The 15817-nt window shown below is 72.6% G+C and carries 15 protein-coding genes; 4 read left to right on the top strand and 11 right to left on the bottom strand.

Translation table 11 applies throughout. The features are described from left to right. Positions 1-54 precede the first annotated feature (54 nt). Genes GRQ65_RS09820 through GRQ65_RS09810 form a run of 3 tightly spaced genes read left to right on the top strand, consistent with a single transcriptional unit; the run spans position 55 to position 2336 of the window. Positions 55-939: a 3-keto-5-aminohexanoate cleavage protein gene (locus tag GRQ65_RS09820; RefSeq protein WP_160877695.1), complete on the top strand. Its 885-nt coding sequence runs from the start codon at positions 55-57 to the stop codon at positions 937-939. Beyond that, positions 936-1877: a 3-hydroxyacyl-CoA dehydrogenase NAD-binding domain-containing protein gene (locus tag GRQ65_RS09815; RefSeq protein WP_160877693.1), complete on the top strand. Its 942-nt coding sequence runs from the start codon at positions 936-938 to the stop codon at positions 1875-1877. Before GRQ65_RS09820 ends, GRQ65_RS09815 begins: the two co-directional genes overlap by 4 nt. Beyond that, on the top strand, positions 1878-2336 hold the full coding sequence (locus GRQ65_RS09810) for a thioesterase family protein (protein WP_160877691.1): 459 nt from the start codon (positions 1878-1880) through the stop codon (positions 2334-2336). A 155-nt stretch (positions 2337-2491) separates the two neighbouring features. Here GRQ65_RS09810 and ccsB read toward each other — a convergent pair whose 3' ends face one another. From ccsB to hemL, 6 genes are read right to left on the bottom strand one after another with little or no spacing between them, the layout of a single operon-like run. Further along, complete coding sequence (gene ccsB / locus GRQ65_RS09805) at positions 2492-3514, bottom strand: c-type cytochrome biogenesis protein CcsB (protein WP_160877689.1); 1023 nt, start codon at positions 3512-3514, stop codon at positions 2492-2494. Next, positions 3511-5106: a cytochrome c biogenesis protein ResB gene (gene resB / locus GRQ65_RS09800; protein WP_337191607.1), complete on the bottom strand. Its 1596-nt coding sequence runs from the start codon at positions 5104-5106 to the stop codon at positions 3511-3513. The genes ccsB and resB overlap by 4 nt, the downstream gene beginning before the upstream one ends. 16 nt (positions 5107-5122) lie before the next feature. Further along, positions 5123-5881, bottom strand: a complete 759-nt coding sequence (locus tag GRQ65_RS09795; RefSeq protein ID WP_160877687.1) for a cytochrome c biogenesis CcdA family protein — start codon at positions 5879-5881, stop codon at positions 5123-5125. 2 nt (positions 5882-5883) lie between these two features. Beyond that, positions 5884-6462, bottom strand: coding sequence for a TlpA family protein disulfide reductase (locus tag GRQ65_RS09790; RefSeq protein ID WP_160877685.1), 579 nt, complete (start codon positions 6460-6462; stop codon positions 5884-5886). A 2-nt stretch (positions 6463-6464) separates the two neighbouring features. Continuing rightward, positions 6465-7148 carry a histidine phosphatase family protein gene (locus GRQ65_RS09785; protein ID WP_160877683.1) on the bottom strand — a complete coding sequence of 228 codons (684 nt, stop codon included), beginning with the start codon at positions 7146-7148 and terminating at the stop codon, positions 6465-6467. After that, positions 7145-8455 (bottom strand): glutamate-1-semialdehyde 2,1-aminomutase, encoded by a 1311-nt coding sequence (gene hemL, locus GRQ65_RS09780; RefSeq protein ID WP_337191606.1) that lies wholly within the window; start codon positions 8453-8455, stop codon positions 7145-7147. The genes GRQ65_RS09785 and hemL overlap by 4 nt, the downstream gene beginning before the upstream one ends. A 266-nt stretch (positions 8456-8721) precedes the next feature. Between hemL and GRQ65_RS09775 the strand changes: the two genes are divergently transcribed. Beyond that, positions 8722-9948: a lytic transglycosylase domain-containing protein gene (locus GRQ65_RS09775; protein WP_160877679.1), complete on the top strand. Its 1227-nt coding sequence runs from the start codon at positions 8722-8724 to the stop codon at positions 9946-9948. A 131-nt stretch (positions 9949-10079) separates the two neighbouring features. Here the strand turns inward: GRQ65_RS09775 and hemB are convergent, their stop codons facing one another. The 5 genes from hemB to GRQ65_RS09750 are packed head-to-tail and all read right to left on the bottom strand — an operon-like array spanning position 10080 to position 15796. Next, positions 10080-11081, bottom strand: coding sequence for a porphobilinogen synthase (gene hemB, locus GRQ65_RS09770; protein WP_160877951.1), 1002 nt, complete (start codon positions 11079-11081; stop codon positions 10080-10082). Further along, positions 11081-12751: a bifunctional uroporphyrinogen-III C-methyltransferase/uroporphyrinogen-III synthase gene (locus GRQ65_RS09765; protein WP_160877677.1), complete on the bottom strand. Its 1671-nt coding sequence runs from the start codon at positions 12749-12751 to the stop codon at positions 11081-11083. Before GRQ65_RS09765 ends, hemB begins: the two co-directional genes overlap by 1 nt. Continuing rightward, the gene (hemC, locus tag GRQ65_RS09760) at positions 12748-13800 is read right to left on the bottom strand and encodes a hydroxymethylbilane synthase (RefSeq protein WP_160877675.1); all 1053 of its coding nucleotides are present in this window, start codon (positions 13798-13800) and stop codon (positions 12748-12750) included. The genes GRQ65_RS09765 and hemC overlap by 4 nt, the downstream gene beginning before the upstream one ends. Then, the gene (locus GRQ65_RS09755; protein WP_160877673.1) at positions 13797-15089 is read right to left on the bottom strand and encodes a glutamyl-tRNA reductase; all 1293 of its coding nucleotides are present in this window, start codon (positions 15087-15089) and stop codon (positions 13797-13799) included. Before GRQ65_RS09755 ends, hemC begins: the two co-directional genes overlap by 4 nt. Continuing rightward, on the bottom strand, positions 15086-15796 hold the full coding sequence (locus tag GRQ65_RS09750) for a redox-sensing transcriptional repressor Rex (RefSeq protein WP_160877671.1): 711 nt from the start codon (positions 15794-15796) through the stop codon (positions 15086-15088). Before GRQ65_RS09750 ends, GRQ65_RS09755 begins: the two co-directional genes overlap by 4 nt. Between the last annotated feature and the right edge of the window lie 21 nt (positions 15797-15817).

Genomic DNA, 15817 nt, shown 5'->3' with positions numbered 1-15817 from the left:
CCACTCCTGCACCACACCAGCGCCACACCCAGCAGCACCCAGAGAGGAACGCCCGTGAACCGCACCGTCATGATCACCTGCGCACTCACCGGAGCCGGCGACACCGTCGGCCGCTCCGAGCACGTGCCCGTGACCCCCGAGCAGATCGCGGAGGCGGGCATCGAGGCCGCCCGCGCCGGCGCCACGATCGTGCACGTCCACGTGCGCGACCCCGAGACCGGTGTCGGCTCGCGCGACGTCGCCCTCTACCGCGAGGTCGTCGAGCGCATCCGCGCCTCCGACGTCGACGTCATCATCAACACCACCGCCGGCATGGGCGGCGACCTCGTCCTCGACCCCCAGGAGCCGACGCGCTTCCTCGAGGGCACCGACCTGGTCAGCGGTGCCGACCGGCTCCCTCACGTCGAGGAGCTGCTGCCCGACATCTGCACCCTCGACTGCGGCTCGCTCAACTTCGGCGAGGGCTCGCTCGTCTACGTCTCGACCCCCGACATGCTCCGCGAGGGCGCGAAGAAGATCCAGGAGCTCGGCGTGCGCGTCGAGATGGAGATCTTCGACACCGGTCACCTGTGGTTCGCCAAGGAGCTGGTGGCCGAGGGGCTCATCGACGCCCCGCCGATGTTTCAGCTCTGCATGGGCATCCCCTACGGCGCCCCCGCCGACCCGGCGCTGCTCCAGACGATGGTCAACCAGCTGCCCGAGGGCGCGGTGTGGGCGTCGTTCGCGCTCGGCCCGATGCAGATGCCGTGGGTCGCCCAGTCGGTGCTGCTCGGTGGTCACGTGCGGGTCGGCCTGGAGGACAACCTCTACCTCTCGCGGGGGGTCAAGGCCACCAACGCCCAGCTCGTCGAGCGCGCCAAGGGGATCATCGAGGGCATGGGCGCCCAGGTCGCCACCCCCGACCAGGGCCGCGAGATCCTGGGGCTGAAGCCCCGATGACGCGCGTCGCTCCGGACGAGGTCCGCACCGTCACCTGCATCGGCGCCGGCGTGATCGGCGGCGGCTGGGTGGCCTACTTCCTGGCCCGCGGCTACGACGTCGTCGCGTGGGACCCGGCCGAGGACGCCGAGCCGCGGCTGCGCCACCTCGTCGAGCTGGCCTGGCCCGCGCTCACCGAGCTCGGCCTGGCCGCGGGCGCCTCGACCGACCGTCTCACCGTCGAGCACGACCTCGCCGCTGCGTGCGCCCGCGCCGATTTCGTGCAGGAGAGCGCCCCGGAGGACCTCGAGCTCAAGCGGTCCCTGCTGGCCGACATCGACGCCGCGACCCCGCCGGGCGTCGTGATCTCCTCGTCGACCTCGGGCTACGGCATGAGCGAGATGCAGGTGCGCTGCGCCGGGGCCGACCGCACGGTCGTCGGCCACCCCTTCAACCCGCCGTACCTCATCCCGCTCGTCGAGGTCGTCGGCGGCGAGGCGACCTCGCCCGACGCCGTCGCCTGGGCCTCGGCGTTCTTCACCCACGTGGGCAAGTCCGTCATCACGATGGACCGCGAGGTGCCGGGGTTCATCGCCAACCGGCTGCAGGAGGCGCTGTGGCGCGAGGCCCTGCACATGGTCGCCAACGGCGAGGCGACGGTCGAGCAGATCGACCGCTCCATCACCGACGGTCCCGGGCTGCGCTGGCCGATCCACGGCCCGCTGCTGACCTTCCACCTCGCCGGCGGCCAGGGCGGGATGGCCCACATGCTCGACCACTTCGGGCCCTCCCTGCTCTCCCCGTGGACCCGGCTCGACTCCCCCGAGCTCACGCCGCAGCTGCGCGACGCCGTCGTCGACGGCTGCCTGGAGGAGGCCGACGGACGCAGCATCGACGACCTGGTCGCCGAGCGCGACCGGGGCGTCATCGCGGTGCTGCGGGCGCTGGGCAAGGTCTGAGTGGACGCGGCGCCGTACCTCGTCCACCGCGAGCCGGTCCAGGACGCCTGGATCGACTACAACGGCCACCTCTCCGAGCCCTACTACGTGCTGGTGCTCGGCAACGCCACCACCGCCGTGATGGACGCGGTCGGCCTCGACCCGGCGTACCGCCAGGCGACGGACTCCTCGCTCTACACGGTCGAGGCACACGTGAGGTACCTCGACGAGGTGCCCGGCGGGGTGGAGCTCGAGGTGCGCTCGTGGATCGTCGGCGCCACTGGCAAGCTGCTGTGGCTCTGGCACGAGCTGTACGCCGAGGGGCGGCTCCGGGCCACCGAGGAGGTGCTCGGGGTGCACGTCACCTCGGGTGCCTCCTCGCCCCTGCCCGACGCGGTCGCGGCCGCCGCCCGTGCCGCGCTCGTCGACCCGCCCGCGGAGGCCAGCGGCCAGATCCGCCTGCGCCGATCAGGTACCTGACGACCCCGGTGGTTGAGGAAGGACGAAGTCCTGCCTCGAAACCACCCAACCGTTGGACAGTGGTTTCGAGACGGGCCTAGCGGCCCTCCTCAACCACCGGAGCACGCACCCAGCCATCGGTCAGTGGTTTCGAGACGGTCGCCAGCGCGACCTCCTCAACCACCGATGGTCGTTGCCGCCGGTGCGACCGTCGAGATCGCGGGCACGGCACCGGCGTAGGAGTGCTGGCTGGTGGTCGAGAAGTAGTTGATGCCGATGAAGTTGAACCACAGGGTCGCGGTGCCGACGAGCGCGAGGATCGCGGCGTTGCGGCCCTTCCAGCCGGCGGTGGTGCGGGCGTGGAGGTAGGCCGCGTAGACGACCCAGGTGATGAACGCCCAGACCTCCTTGGGGTCCCAGCTCCAGTACGACGACCACGCCTGGTGCGCCCAGATCGGCCCGGTGATCAGCACCGCGAAGGTCCAGATCGGGAACGCGAAGGAGTGGATGCGGTAGGAGACGAGGTCGAGGCGGTCGAGGGAGGGGACGCGCGCCCAGATGCCCGTCTCGGGCTTGCCCGCGCGGCGGCGCTTGAGCAGGTAGACCGCCGAGGTCATGCCGCCGATCGTGAAGGCGCCGGTGGCGAGCACCGCGGAGACGACGTGGATCACGAGCCACGGCGAGTTGAGCGCCTCGGGCAGCGGACCGGTCGAGTCGTAGAGCCAGATGACCGAGACCATCAGCAAGGTGAGCACGAAGCCGACGACGATCGGGCCGAGCCACGACAGGCCCCAGCGGCGCTGCACGAGCAGGAAGATCAGGGCCACCACGAAGGTGCCCGAGATCGTGAACTCGTACATGTTGCTCCACGGCACCCGGTTGGGGTCCGCGCTCATGCCGCGCGAGACGAGGCCGACGAAGTGCACGGCGTTGGCGATGCCCAGCAGCAGCAGCGCCAGCCGGCCGAACATCGCGACCCGGTCGGTGCGCGGCTCGTCGACGGCCGGGCGCTCGGGCCCGGTGGCGACGGCCACCGACCCGGCGCCGGCGTACGACGACGAGCGGGCGGCCTCCCGGGCCCGGTCGACCTGGCGCAGCGACGACCACTCCGCGAAGTAGGCGATGAGGGCCAGGAAGTAGACGACGCCGGCCGCGGCGATCGCCTGGTTGCTGAGGTCGGCCCACTGCAGATCGGTCACGTGTCCTCCGGTCGATCGTCGGGTGACGGTTGCAGCCGCGCCACCAGCTTCGAGACTACGTCGTCGGTGTCGGCTCCGCCGGACCGGTCGAGCCCCGCGACCTCGACGAGCGAGCCGTGGTCGGTCGGGGTCACGCGCACCCACAGGCGGCGCGAGCGGATGAAGAGCGAGCCCATCAGGCCCAGCAGGGCCAGGATGACGCCGGCCAGGGCGATCCACTTGCCGGGGGTCTGGCTGATCTGGATGCGCTGCCACGACTCGATGCCGTCGAAGCTGACGCTGCCGAGCCCGTTGGGCAGCTCGACGGTCTGGCCGGGAGAGAGGTCGATGCGCAGGGTGTCGAGCCCGGGCTGGCCCGGAACGGTGTCGGCCTTCGACTTGTCGAGCACGTAGACCGACTGCGCGGTGTCCATGTTGAGGTCGCCGGTGTAGACCTTCATCGAGATGACCGGGTTGAGGTCGTCGCCGTTGAGGTTGACCGGGTTGCCGTCGACGTTGGCGTAGGTCGGGTAGAGGAAGCCCTCCAGGCCGATCCCCGCGGGCTGGGCGTCCTGCGCCTTGACCACGCCGAAGGAGAAGAAGTCCGGACCCTGGGGCAGGAAGACCGTGGGCTTGGAGTAGACCTTGTTGCCCGCGCCGTCGCGCACCGTGATGACCGGGGCGTAGCCGTGACCGATGAGGAACAGGTCGGTGTCGCCGATGCTCAGCGGGTGGTTGACCCGCAGGTCGTAGTCCTTCTCGGGGCCCTGGTCGGCGCCCGCGCCCTCGGCGTACTCCAGCTTGGCGTTGAAGCCGCGGGCCTGGCCGGCGCGCGGCCCGCTCTGCAGCCACTGGATGTCGAAGTCGTCGACGGTGAAGCTGAACGGGTTGAGCCGCGTCGGGCTGAACAGGCTGCCCGGCACGAAGTCGTCGTACTGCGTGAGGGTGTTGCTCCACGGTGTGCCCGTCACGAGGATGACGCCGCCCTTGTAGCCGAACAGCGAGCCGAGGGCGAAGCCGAGCAGCACCACCAGCACCGCGAGGTGGAAGAGCAGGTTGCCGACCTCACGCAGGTAGCCGCGCTCCGCGCTGACCGTGCCGTCGCCGGCGTCGGCACGCAGCCGGTGGCGACGACCGAGCACCGCGCGCGCCCGGGCGAGGACGACGTCGGGCGCCTCGCTGGAGACGTACGCCGTGTGGGCGGGCAGGCGGGTCAGGTGGCGCGGGGCGCGGGGCGGCTGGGCCCGCATCCCGCGTGCGTAGACCAGCGTGCGGGGCACGATGCACCCGACCAGCGAGACCACCAGCAGGATGTAGATCGCGGCGAACCACGGCGAGCCGTAGACGTTGAACAGCCCGAGCTTCTCGTAGATCGGGGTCAGCGTCTCGTGCGCCTCCTTCCACTGCCCCGCCTTGAGCGAGTCGACCCGCTCCTGAGGGATGAGCGAGCCGGGGACGGCGGCGAGCGCCAGGAGCAGCAGCAGGACGAGCGCGGTGCGCATCGAGGTGAGCTGGCGCCAAGCGAAGCGCAGCGCCTCGAGGGCGTTGAGCTCGCCGGCGCGGCGCCCGGGGTCGGGCGCGGGTGTGGTGGGACGGGTCTCGGTCGCGGTCACGGTTCAGTCACGGTCCTCACACGGACACCTCGAAGCCACCGACGAGGTGGATCTGCAGCCACTGGACGGCCTCGGACCACCAGCCGGTGAGCAGCAGCACGCCGATCCCGATCAGCATGACGCCGCCGATGCGGACGACCCACGCCTGGTGGCGGCGGACGAACGCCACGGCACCGAGGGCGCGGTGCCAGGCCAGCCCGGCCAGCACGAACGGCACCCCGAGGCCGAGAGAGTAGAAGGCCAGCAGCACACCGGCGCGCACCTGGTCGAGGTTGATCGCCAGGGTGAGGATCGCCGCCAGCGTCGGGCCCAGGCACGGCGTCCAGCCGACGGCGAACAGCACGCCGAGCAGCGGCGCGGCGGCGAGCCCGACGGCCGGGACCCTGTGGATGCGCCACTCGCGCTGCAGCGCGGGGACGAGGCCGAGGAAGGCCAGGCCGAGCAGCACCGTCAGTGCGCCGAGGACGACGTTGAGGACCCGCTCGTTGGTGTTGAACCAGAGGTTGATGGTGGCCGAGCCGACCCCGAGCGCCACGAAGACGACCGAGAAGCCGAGGACGAACAGACCGGTGCCGAGGAGCATCCGGCCGCGGCGTCCGCGCGAGCCGCCCTCGGCGAGCTCGGCGCCGGAGAGACCGGTCGCGTAGGAGAGGTAGCCGGGCAGCAGCGGGATGACGCACGGGGAGAAGAACGAGACCAGTCCGGCGAGCACGGCCAGCGGGATCGCCAGCGCGAGCGAGCCGGAGCCCACGATCTCGCGGAAGGTGTCGTCCATGCTCAGGCTCCCTCGGCCACCACGTCGTCGATGACCTCCTGCATGGTGCGCGCACCCGGGATCTCCCCGAGCACCAGGGCCGCGAGGCGGCCCTCGCGGTCGAGCACCACGGTGCTGGGCAGGGAGTAGGGGCCGAGGCGGCCGCTCACGGCGAGCGGGACGGCACTGCTCGGGTCGTCGAAGGAGGGGAACGTGACGCCGTACTCGCGACCGAAGGCCTGCGCCGACGACACGTCGTCGCGGATGTTGACCCCGACGAAGGCCACCTGGGCCGGGTCGGCCGCGTCGGCGAGCTGGACGACGGTCGGCATCTCGGTGCGGCACGGGCCGCACCAGCTGGCGTAGACGTTGAGCACGACGACCTTGCCGCGGTAGTCGGCGAGGTCGATCGGGTCGCCCTGGAGGTCCTCGCCGCTGACGTCGACCGGGGAGCCGCGGTCGACGGCCTTCACCGTCTCGATGCTGCCCTTGCCGTCGATCCAGCTCTTGCCGTCGGTGCCCTCGACCTCGTTGCACGCACCGGTGACCAGCGCGACCAGCAGGACGGTCGCGACCACGAGGGTGCGTCGCAGGGTGGGCATCGTCAGCCTCTCTCCTCGGCGGGTGTGGCGCCGGTGCCGGACGAGAACGTCGCGTTGCGGTCGGCGACGGGGATCAGGTCGCCGGCGGGCTCGCTGTAGGAGATCCGGGTGATCGTGTCTCCCACGAAGTGCAGCGAGGTGATCGAGCAGAGCGTGCAGTGCCGCTTGCGCGGGTCGTGCAGGAACGAGCGGCCCTCGGCGGCGAGCCGGGTCGTCCAGATCGGGAGCTGGTGGGAGACCACGAGCGCCTCGTGCCCCTGGGCGGCGATCCGCGCGTCGTGCACCGCCGACATCATCCGGGCGACGATCTCGCGGTAGGGCTCGCCCCACGACGGCTTGAACGGGTTGCGCAGGTGCCACCAGACCGACGGTTCGCGCACGATGCTGCGCGACGCGGAGAACCGCTGGCCTTCGAAGATGTTGCTCGACTCGATGACCCGGGGGTCGATGACCACGTCGAGGCCGAGCGACTGCGCGGTGGGCGCCGCCGTCTCCTGGGCCCGCTCGAGCGGCGAGGAGCGCACGTGGACGATGTCGCGCTTGTCCAACGTCTCGCTCACCCGCTGGGCCATCCGGTGGCCGAGGACGGAGAGGTGGAAGCCGTCGCGGCGGCCGTAGAGCACGCCGTCGGGGTTGTGGACCTCGCCGTGGCGCAGCAGGTGGACGATCGTGTCGGGGGTGCTCACGCTGCACTCCCCTGTTGGGCAGCGGCGGCCGCGCGAGCAGCGTCGGGCAGCGCGTCGAGGACGGCCTGCACGGCGCGCTCGTCGTGGGCGGCGGAGACGAACCAGGCCTCGTACGCCGACGGTGGGAGGTAGACGCCCTGGTCGAGCATCGAGTGGAAGAAGGCGGCGTAGGCCGCCGTGTCGGTGCGCGAAGCGTCGTCGAAGTCGCGGACCGGACCCTCGGTCAGGAAGACCGAGAACATCGTGCCGGTCGACTGCGCGACGTGGGCGACCCCGGCGCCGGTCAGTGCGGCGCAGGCCGCCTCGCGGATGGTGGTCGCGACCCGGTCGAGGTGGGCGTAGACGTCGTCGGTCGCGAGGCGCAGCGTGGTGAGGCCCGCGGTGGTGGCGATCGGGTTCCCGGACAGGGTGCCGGCCTGGTAGACGGGGCCCTCGGGGGCGAGGTGGTGCATGACCTCGGCCCGCCCGCCGAACGCCGCCGCGGGGAAGCCGCCACCCATGACCTTGCCGAAGGTCACGAGGTCGGGCGCCCAGCCCTCGACGGCGCCGTCGAGGCCCCACTGGCCCTGGCGCGTGACCCGGAAGCCGGTCATCACCTCGTCGCTGACGAACAGCGCACCGTGACGGCGGCAGATCTCGGAGAGGAAGGCGTTGAACCCGGGCTCGGGCGGGACCACGCCCATGTTGCCGGGCGAGGCCTCGGTGACCAGGCAGGCGATCCGCTCGCCGTGCTCGGCGAAGACCTGCTCGACGGCGGCACGGTCGTTGTAGGGCAGCACCAGCGTCAGCTCGGTCGACGACGCCGGCACGCCCGGGGTGCCGGGCAGCGCGAACGTCATCAGCCCCGAGCCGGCCGAGGCCAGCAGCGCGTCGACGTGACCGTGGTAGCACCCGGCGAACTTCACGACCACGTCGCGGCCGGTGAAGCCGCGCGCGAGCCGGATCGCGGACATCGTCGCCTCGGTGCCGGAGGAGACGAAGCGGACCCGCTCGACGGAGGTGCGCGCGACGATCTCCTCGGCCAGCTCGACCTCAGGGACCGTCGGGGTGCCGTACGACGTGCCCCGGGCGACCGCGGCCTGCACGGCCTCCTGCACCTCGGGGTGCGCGTGGCCGAGCAGCATCGGGCCCCAGGAGCCGATCAGGTCGACGTAGTCGCGACCGTCGGCGTCGGTGAGCCACGCGCCCCGGGCGGAGGTGATGAAGCGCGGGGTGCCGCCGACGGCGTTGAACGCGCGCACGGGCGAGTTGACCCCGCCGGGCGTCACGGCCTGCGCACGCTCGAAGAGCGCAGCGGATGCGGGCACGTCGGTGGGCACACCTCATTGTCGCTCCGGCCCGGTGGACGGGCCGAATCCCGAGGGCCCTCCGGAGCGGTTTCACAGGTCTGTGTGGCGGGCAACACAGGAGGGCGGCGCGCACGCGTCGCCGGCGACTGGTCCACCGGGGGTCCACTGATCTGGTCTCCGGGGTGTCACGCAGGCGTACTCCCGCGTAACTTGGTGGACACGTCGTCGTTGGGTGCAGGAGCTGGCATGAGGGGCCGGCTCACACGTCCCTGGGGAGAGAGCACATGAGCGAGCGTTTCGGACGCCTTCAGAAGGCGACCGCACTGGTGCCGATGGCCGTGCTGTCGGCCGCGGTCACCGCCGGCCTGGTCGGCGGGCAGGTGCCGACCCCCGTGGCCGCTCCGCAGTCCGACACCTCGCTCCCCGACGGCACGAGCATCCCGGCCCAGGCCATCGAGGCCCCGGCCAGCGTCACCGGCGACACCGCCGGCACCGGCACCGGCGTCGGTGACCTCGACGCCCAGCAGGTGGTGGCCACGGCGTCGACCTCCGGCATCCCGTCCGCCGCGCTGGCGGCGTACCAGCGGGCCGAGACGGTCATCAACGCCGCCGACCCGTCGTGCAACCTGCCGTGGCAGCTCGTCGCCGCGATCGGTCGCGTCGAGTCCAACCACGGCCGCGCCAACGGCAACACGCTCTCCGACGACGGCGTCGCGACGCCCGGCATCTTCGGTGTCGCCCTCGACGGCACCAACCGCACCCAGGAGATCGTCGACACCGACGCCGGTCAGTACGACGACGACACGACCTACGACCGCGCGGTCGGGCCGATGCAGTTCATCCCCTCGACCTGGGCGGTCGTGGGTGTCGACGCCGACGGCGACGGGGTCCGCAACCCGCAGGACATCGACGACGCGGCGCTCGGCACCGCCGTCTACCTCTGCTCCGGCGACGACGACCTCGGCACCGACGCCGGCCGCCAGGCCGCGGTCTACCGCTACAACCACTCGCAGTCCTACGTCGACCTGGTCCTCGCGATCATGGAGGCCTACATGGACGGCGACTTCTCCTCGGTCCCCAACAGCACGGTGACCGCCGGCGAGCCGATCCTGCCGGTGCCGGGCTACGACCCCTCGCCGATCAAGCAGCCGCAGCAGTACCAGGGCAACCAGCAGTCGCAGCAGCCGACCCAGCAGCCCACCGAGGCGCCGTCCGAGCAGCCCACCCAGCAGCAGCAGCCGACGCAGCAGCCCACCCAGCAGCAGCAGCCGACCCAGCAGCCGACCCAGAACCAGAACAACCAGAACAACAACCAGAACCAGAACAACAACCAGAACCAGCCGCAGGTCCCGATCGCGACGCCCACCCTGCCGACGCTGCCCTCGACCCAGGTGGCCCCGGTCGACGACGTCCTCACCGCCGCCCAGGCGATCACCCAGTGCACCCTCGACGGCGTGCCGATCCTCAACACCCAGGCCTGGCAGGCCTGCCTCGACAACTACACCAAGTAGTCGTCGCCGGGCATGCTACGGCGTGGCTGGGGACAATTCCCCGGTCAGGCGGCAGAGGGTGCACCTGGGGGCCAGAATTCCGCGCCCCAGGTGCACCTTTCCCCGGCCAGCCGGGGAAACGTCCCAGGGCCTCAGCGCAACAGGCGGGCGGCCTCGGCGGCCCAGTAGGTCAGGACGACGTCGGAGCCGGCGCGACGGATCGCGGTGAGGGTCTCGAGGATGGCGGCCTCGCGGTCGATCCAGCCGCGGGCGGCGGCCGCCTCGACCATGGCGTACTCGCCGGAGATGTTGTACGCCGCGACCGGGACGTCGACCGCGTCGCGGACGCGGCGGATGACGTCGAGGTAGGCCAGCGCCGGCTTCACCATGACGATGTCGGCGCCCTCGGCGACGTCGAGCAGGGCCTCGCGGACGCCCTCGACGGCGTTGGGCGCGTCCTGCTGGTAGGTGCGCCGGTCGCCCTGGAGCGAGGAGTCGACGGCCTCGCGGAAAGGACCGTAGAACGCCGAGGCGTACTTCGCGGAGTAGGCGAGGATCGAGACGTCGGTGTGGTCGTCGCGGTCGAGCGCGTCGCGGATGACGCGGACCTGGCCGTCCATCATCCCGCTGGGGCCCACCATGTCGACGCCGGCGTCGGCGTGCGCACGCGCCATGTCGGCGTAGATCGCCAGGGTCGCGTCGTTGTCGACGGCACCGTCGGGCGTGAGCACACCGCAGTGGCCGTGGTCGGTGAACTCGTCGAGGCACAGGTCGCTCATGACCGTGAGCGCGTCGCCGACCTCGGCGACGACGTCGGTGATGGCGAGGTTGAGCACGCCGTGCGGGTCGAGCGCACCGGAGCCGGTGGCGTCCTTGTGCTCGGGTACGCCGAACAGCATCACCCCGCCGAGGCCGAGCTCGGCGGCCTCGGTGACCGCGGCGAGCAGCGAGTCGCGGCTGTGCTGGACCACGCCCGGCATCGAGCTGATCGGCACGGGCTCGGTGATGCCCTCGCGCACGAACACCGGCAGCACGAGGTGCTGGGCGGCGACGCTGGTCTCCTGCACCAGCCGGCGCAGGGTGGGGGTGCGCCGCAGCCGGCGGGGCCGGACCCGGGGTCCGGTCGCGCCGGCTGCGTCGGCCTGCTCAGCGATCAGCGCGATCCCGTCTTGCGACGACCGGCGGGCTTGCGCTCCGAGGGCCGGGTGACGGGCTCGCCGGCCTCGACCATCGCGGCGCGACGAGCGGAGCCGAAGTCGGCCAGGGCCTCGACCAGCTCGTCGACGTCGGGCTTCGGGGCGAGGACGTCCACGCGCAGGCCGTGCTCCTCGGCCGTCTTGGCCGTCGCCGGGCCGATGACCGCGATGATCGTCGACGGGTGCGGCTTGCCGGCGATGCCGACGAGGTTGCGCACCGTCGAGGACGACGTGAAGACGACCGCGTCGAACTTGCCGGTCTTGATCGCGTCGCGCGTCGGCGCCGGCGGCGGCGCGGCGCGCACGGTGCGGTAGGCCGTGACGTCGTCGACCTCCCAGCCGAGGTCGATCAGGCCGGCCACCAGGGTCTCGGTGGCGATGTCGGCGCGCGGCAGGAAGACCCGGTTGATCGGGTCGAGCACGTCGTCGTACTCCGGCCAGTCGGCCAGCAGGCCGGCAGCGGACTGCTCGCCGGAGGGCACCAGGTCGGCGCGCAGGCCCCAGGCGGCGATCGCGGCGGCCGTCTTGTCGCCGACCGCGGCGATCTTGAGGCCCGAGAAGGCGCGGGCGTCGAGGCCGTACTCCTCGAACTTCTCGCGCACGGCCTTGACGGCGTTGACCGAGGTGAAGGCGATCCACTCGTAGCGGCCCTCGACCAGCCCGCGCACGGCCTTGTCCATCTGCAGCGGGTTGCGCGGCGGCTCGACCGAGATGGTCGGCACCTCGTCGGGCACCGCGCCGAAGCCGCGCAGGCGCGCGACGAGCGGACCGGCCTGGTCCTTGGTGCGGGGCACGAGCACGCGCCAGCCGAACAGCGGCTTGGTCTCGAACCACGACAGCGTCTGGCGCAGGTCGACGACCTTGCCGATGACCAGGACCGCGGGCGGAGCCATCCGCGCCGCGCGCAGGTCGGCGGCGAGGTCCTCGAGCGTGCTGGTGAGCGTGGTCTGCTCGGTCGTGGTGCCGACGCGGGTGAGCGCGGCGGGCGTCTGCGGCGAGCGGCCGGCCGCGATCAGCGCCTTGGCGATGTCACCGGCCATGTTGACGCCGGAGAGCACGACCAGCGTGCGGTCGTCGGCGTACTGGCTCCAGTCGACCTTGTCGTGGGCCGTGACGACGGTGAGCTCGCGGTGGTCCTTGGTGGTCAGCGGGATGCCGGCGTACGCCGGGACCGCGGCGACCGAGGACACGCCCGGCACGACCTCGAAGCCGACCTCGGCCTTGGCGCACGCGAGCGCCTCCTCGGGGCCGGAGGCGTAGAGGAACGGGTCACCGACCATGAGGCGGACGACGCGGGCTTTCTTGCCGTGCTTGACGACGACCTTGGCGCGAGCGGCGTGGGTCAGCGGCTGACCGTCCTCGCCGAAGCCGCCGTCGACGAAGACGGGGCCGACGGGCTCGGTCTCGGCGTCGGCCTCGGGGGCCGGGGCGGGCAGGCCGAGCACGCCGCGCACGAGCGGCTCGTGGTCGGGCGACTCGGTGACGACGACGTCGGCCTGGCGCAGCAGGTCGACCGCGCGCACGGTCAGCAGGTCGGGGTCACCGGGGCCGGTGCCGACGAAGGAGACCCACCCGCGGGCGGGGGCCTTGTCGGTGGTGGCTGGGGAGGTGGTCTTGCCTCGCGTCATGCGTCGTGCACCCTGTCCGTTCGTGCCTGGTCGTGCGGCGTGTGTGTCGCTGGGGGTCCTGCTGTGTCCGTGGGGTGGAGCGGGGGTTCGGGCGGGTCGGGCTCGTCGAGCTCGGCGGCACCGTCGGCCAGCATCTCCGCGGCGAGCCGGGCACCGAGCCCGGCGGGGTCGTCGGTGGGGCCGTTGATCGAACGCCGCACCGACAGCGCACCGTCGGTGGACAGCGCCACGGCGCGCACCCAGAGCTCCTCGCCGTCCTCGCCCTCGACGACCTCGGCGAGCGTGCCGATAGGGGCGGCGCAGCCACCCTCGAGGGTGGCGAGCACGGCGCGCTCGGCCTCGACGGCGGCGCGCGTGGCGGGGTCGTCGAGCGCGCTCAGCGCGGCGGCGAGCTCGTCGTCGGCGCGGCACTCGAGGGCGAGGGCTCCCTGACCGGGGGCCGGAAGCATCTGCAGCGGGTCGAGCACCTCGGTCACCTCCTCGAGCCGACCGATCCGCGCCAGGCCCGCCCGCGCGAGCAGCACGGCATCGTAGTCACCGGACCGGACCTTGCCGATCCGGGTGTCGACGTTGCCACGAACGCCGACCACGTCCAAACCGAGACCGAGGGCGTGCAGCTGCGCGGCGCGACGCGGCGAGCCGGTGCCGACGCGCGAGCCGACCGGCAGCTCCCCGAGCGTGAGGCCGTCGCGGGCGACGACGACGTCGCGCGGGTCCTCGCGCGGAGGCACGGCGACCAGCGCGATCGCCTCGGCGGGCGCGGTCGGGAGGTCCTTGAGCGAGTGCACGGCGACGTCGACGCGCCCGTCGAGCAGTGCGTCGCGCAGGGCGCCCACGAAGACCCCGGTCCCGCCGGCCTGCTCGAGCGGCACGCCCTGGGCCTGCGTGCGGTCGCCCTCGGTGCGGATCTCGACGAGCTCGGTCTCGACGCCGAGCCGCTCGCGGATCAGACCCGCGACCATCTCGGACTGGGTGGTGGCCAGCAGCGAGGCACGGGTGCCGATGCGGACCGTGGTGGCGCGACCGTCGCTCGTGGGTGCCGTGCTCACGTGAGCCCCTCGGGCCGGGTGACGGCCTCGACGGCGTCGGGGTCGAGCGCGAACAGCTCGGCCAGCGCGGCGGCGTAGGACACCGCGCCGGTCTCGTTGGCCAGCTCGCGCACCCGCACCGTCGGCTCGTGGAGCAGCTTGTCGGCGACGCGGCGCACGGTGCGCAGCACCTCGGCGCGGTCGGCCTCGCTCAGCCCGGGCAGGCGGTGGTCGAGGCGCTCCATCTCGGCGTCGACGACCGAGGTCGCCATCGAGCGCAGGGCGACGACGGTCGGCGTGACGATCGAGGAACGACGGGCCGCGAGGAACGCCGCGACCTCCTCGCTCACGATCCGGCGCACCTGGGCGACCTCGCGCCCGGCGGCCGAGGCGTGCAGCTCGTCGGCGAGGTCGGCCAAGTCGATGCGGACCACGCCGTCGACCTCGCCCACGGCGGGGTCGATGTCGTGGGGCAGGGCCAGGTCGACCAGGGCCATCGGGCGCCCGTCGGGGCGGGCGTCCTCCACCATCGCGCGCGTCACGAGCACGCCGGTGGCCCCGGCGCAGGCAAGCACGACGTCGACGTCGGCGAGCACCTGCGGCAGGTCGGCGAGCGCGGCCGGCGTGGCGGCGTACTCGGCGGCGAGGCGCTCCGCGCGGGCGGGGGTGCGGTTGACGACGGTGACCGACGCGGCGCCGAGGCGGCTCACGGTGGCGGTGGCGAGCCCGGCCATCGAGCCGGCGCCGACGACGGCGACGCGACGACCCGCGATCTCGCCCTGGGCGCGGGCGACCCGGGCGAGCGCCGCGGTGACGAGCGTCGGGGCGGCGCTGTCGATGTCGGTCTCGGCGCGCGAGCGCTTGCCGACGCGCAGCGCCTGCTGGAACAGCACGTTGAGGGCCGGGCCGACAGTGCCGAGCTCCTGGCCGAGCCGGAGCGCGTCGCGGGTCTGACCGAGGATCTGCCCCTCACCGACCGCCATCGAGTCGAGCCCGGCGGCGACCTGGAACAGGTGCGAGACCGCCCCGTCGTCGTAGTGGACGTAGAGGTGGGAGAGCAGCGCCTCCGTGGCCTCGCCGGCCGGCTCGAGCAGGAGCCGTGACAGCTCCTCGACGGAGCCGTGGAAGCGGTCGACGACCGCGTAGACCTCGACCCGGTTGCAGGTCGCGATGACGGTGGCCTCGGTGACGTGCTCGCAGGCGGTCACCGCCTGCACGAGCTTGGGCACGGCGTGGCGCTCGGGCGCGACCTGCTCGAGCAGCGAGACCGGGGCGGAGTTGTGGCTGACGCCGACGACCAGGACGCTCACGCGAGCACCTCCGCGGCCGCCTCGCCCGCCGGGTCCGCGACGGGGCCCGTCGCCTCGCCCGCCTGCTTGCGCTGCTCGTGGTAGGCCAGGATCTGCAGCTCGATGGAGAGGTCGACCTTGCGCACGTCTACTCCCTGCGGCACCGAGATCACGCCCGGCGCGAAGTTGAGGATGCTGGTGATGCCGGCCGAGACCATCCGGTCGGAGACGGCCTGCGCGGCACCCGCGGGGGTCGCGATGACACCGATGGACACGCCGTGCTCGCGCACGATCTCCTCGAGGTCCTCGAAGTCGCGCACCTCGATGCCGGCGACGCGCTCGCCGCGGCGACGCTCGTCGGCGTCGAGGAGAGCGACCACGCGGAAACCGCGGCTGCGGAAGCCGGAGAAGTTGGCGAGGGCGTGCCCGAGGTTGCCGATGCCGACGATGACGACCGGCCAGTCCTGGGTCACCCCGATCTCACGGGCGATCTCGTAGCGCAGGTGGTCGACGTCGTAGCCGACCCCGCGGGTGCCGTAGGAGCCGAGGTAGGAGAGGTCCTTGCGCAGCTTGGCGCTGTTGACGCCGGCGGACGTGGCGAGCTCCTCGCTCGAGCAGGTCTCGGTCCCGGCCTCGGCGAGAGCGGTGAGGGCCCGCAGGTAGACGGGGAGTCGCGCGACGGTGGCCTCGGGGATGTCCCGGGCGCTGTCGTGCGGCCGTGCGCTCACCAGACCTTCTCTCCAGCCGCT

Origin of the sequence: Nocardioides flavescens (assembly GCF_009823805.1) — a bacterium.
GTDB lineage: Bacteria > Actinomycetota > Actinomycetes > Propionibacteriales > Nocardioidaceae > Nocardioides > Nocardioides flavescens.
This window is presented reverse-complemented; position numbering and strand designations above follow the sequence as displayed.

Bases quoted from the DNA above. Each gene is read 5' to 3' on its own strand.
- GRQ65_RS09815 (WP_160877693.1), top strand. From the start codon at position 936: ATGACGCGCGTCGCTCCGGACGAGGTCCGCACCGTCACCTGCATCGGC.
- GRQ65_RS09795 (WP_160877687.1), bottom strand. From the start codon at position 5,881: ATGGACGACACCTTCCGCGAGATCGTGGGCTCCGGCTCGCTCGCGCTG.
- GRQ65_RS09790 (WP_160877685.1), bottom strand. From the start codon at position 6,462: ATGCCCACCCTGCGACGCACCCTCGTGGTCGCGACCGTCCTGCTGGTC.
- GRQ65_RS09775 (WP_160877679.1), top strand. From the start codon at position 8,722: ATGAGCGAGCGTTTCGGACGCCTTCAGAAGGCGACCGCACTGGTGCCG.
- GRQ65_RS09765 (WP_160877677.1), bottom strand. From the start codon at position 12,751: ATGACGCGAGGCAAGACCACCTCCCCAGCCACCACCGACAAGGCCCCC.